General features: G+C 73.9%; 3 protein-coding genes. 2 read left to right on the top strand and 1 reads right to left on the bottom strand.

The annotated features are described in order from the left end of the window. Positions 1 to 297 (bottom strand): MFS transporter (locus AB0J52_RS37215; RefSeq protein WP_500187637.1); only part of this gene is annotated, 297 nt, incomplete at its 3' end. A 155-nt stretch (positions 298 to 452) separates the two neighbouring features. Between AB0J52_RS37215 and sigJ the strand changes: the two genes are divergently transcribed. After that, positions 453 to 1,451, top strand: a complete 999-nt coding sequence (gene sigJ, locus AB0J52_RS37210) for an RNA polymerase sigma factor SigJ (RefSeq protein WP_500187635.1) — start codon at positions 453 to 455, stop codon at positions 1,449 to 1,451. Positions 1,452 to 1,494: 43 nt separating this feature from the next. Further along, the coding region (locus AB0J52_RS37205; protein ID WP_500187634.1) for a TetR/AcrR family transcriptional regulator at positions 1,495 to 2,214 on the top strand (720 nt) is incomplete at its 3' end.

Here is a 2,214-nt window from a genome sequence, read left to right as displayed (position 1 = left end):
CGCGAACCCGCCCGTCGCGGACGCCGCGCCGAACAGGACCGTCCCGGCGAGGAGCACCCGGCGGCGGCCGAGCAGGTCGGCGACCCGGCCGCCGAGCAGCATGAACCCGCCGTAGGTGAGCAGGTAGCCGCTCGGCACCCACTGCAGGCCCGCGACGGAGAAGCCGAGGGCGCGCTGCATCGCGGGCAGCGCGATGTTGACGATGGACGCGTCGATGAAGTCGAGGAACGCGACGCCGCACAGCAGCGCGAGCGTGAACTTGCCCCGGCGCGTGGCCAGGAACGAACTGTCGGACATCTGGGGGTTCGCCTCCGCCTTCGGATGGGTGACGCCACTGAGAGGCGGCCGGGCGGAGCGAATGTGACGGCGATGAGAGACGAATCTCAATCTCGCCGCGGATGTCACACTTCGGGGGTCGCCACACCTCAGGGGGTCGGCGAACAGGAGGACCCATGCCCCACCACATGCCGCCCACGACCGCCTCGGACGAGGCGACGGCCGTCTACGCCGAGCACCGCGAGCTGCTGTTCTCGATCGTCTACAACCTGCTGGGAAGCGTCGCCGACACCGAGGACGTCCTCCAGGACACCTGGCTGGCCTGGGCCGCCCGGGGCATGGACGACGTGGAGAAGCCGCGCGCGTACCTGGTGCGGATCGCGGTCAACACCGCGCTCGCGCGGCAGGCGGCGGTCGCGCGGCGGCGTGAGTCGTATCCGGGTCCGTGGCTGCCGGAGCCGCTGGTCGGCGCGGCCGGCACCGGAGCCGGGATCGGCGCAGGGGCCGGTTCGGGGCCCGGTTCCGGGGAGGACGCCGCCGAGGACGTGGCGCGCGGCGAGGCGGTGTCGCTGGCGATGCTGGTCGTGCTGGAGACGCTGACGCCGCTCAGCCGGGCGGTGTTCATCCTGCACGAGGTGTTCGGCTACCAGCACACCGAGATCGCCGAGATCCTGGACCGCTCCCCCGCGTCCGTCCGGCAGGTGGCGCACCGCGCGAAGCTGCACGTCCGGGCCCGCCGGACGCGCCGGACCGTGGACCGCCGGACGCAGCGGGAGGCGACCGAGCGGTTCCTCGCCGCCGCGCTCGGCGGGGACCTGGCCGCGCTGATGCGGATCCTCGCGCCGGACGTGACCATGTGGACCGACGGCGGCGGCGTCCGGCGGGCCGCGCTGCGTCCGATCGAGGGCCGCGACAAGGTCGCCCGGCTCATCTCCAGCGGCGCCTACCAGCGGCCGGACCGGCTGGACGTCCGCTACCGGACCGTCAACGGCGACCCGTCCGCGGTGCTCTTCGACGGCGACGCCCCGTTCGCGGTGATGGTGCTCGACATGGCCGAGGACGGCGAGCACATCGAGGGCATCTACGCCGTCAGCAACCCCGACAAGCTCGCCCATCTCGTCGACGCCGAAGCGGCGGAGGGGGACGGTCCGGAGGCGGCCGGAGGGGCCGGGTGACACCCCCGTCGCCCGTCCGGCGGCGGTGCCTTATCGTGGGCGGATGCCCCAGTCAGCCGAGGAACGGACGGTCCGTGCGGCGCCGCGCCGTCTCCCCCGGGGGAGGCACGCCCTCGCGCCCGAAGAGGTCGAGCGCATCCACCGCGACCGGCTGTACGCGGCGATGGCCGAGGCGATGGCCGAACGCGGCTACGTCCGGACGTCGGTGGAGGACGTGCTCAAGCGCGCGGTCGTCTCCCGGCAGAGCTTCTACCGGCTGTTCGACTCCAAGCTCGACTGCTTCATGGGGGCGTTCGAGCGGGCGGGCGAGATCCTCGTGGCGCACGTCCTCGAAGCCCTCGGCCTGTACCAGGCCGCCGTCCCCGACGCCGGAACCCCCGGGGAGGACGACCCCGCGGGTGAGACGGCCGAGGAGGACGGTCCTGCGGACGGGACGGCCGAGGAGGACGGTCATGCGAGCGGGACGGCCGAGGAGGACGGTGCCGCGGGCGGGACACCCGGGGATCCGCTGGCCGTGGTCGAGCACGCGCTCGGCGCGTACCTGGACGTGCTCGCCCGGGAGATGCCGTACGCGCGGCTGTTCCTGGTCGAGGTGTTCGCGGCCGGTCCCGAGGCCGTGGAACGGCGGACGGCCCTCCAGGGCACCCTCGCCGGGGTGTTCGCGGACCTGATCGGGGCCACCGACGAGGCGGGCCGCTACACCTGCCAGGTGATCGTCGCCGCGACCAGCGCGATGGTCACCCCGGCCGTCGCGGCGGGCGAC

The sequence above is a fragment of the Spirillospora sp. NPDC049652 genome (assembly GCF_040675125.1).
Lineage (GTDB): Bacteria > Actinomycetota > Actinomycetes > Streptosporangiales > Streptosporangiaceae > Spirillospora.
Note: the sequence above shows the minus strand (reverse complement) of the source record. Positions and strands in the feature narration are given on the sequence as shown.

Bases quoted from the DNA above. Each gene is read 5' to 3' on its own strand.
- sigJ (WP_500187635.1), top strand. From the start codon at position 453: ATGCCCCACCACATGCCGCCCACGACCGCCTCGGACGAGGCGACGGCC.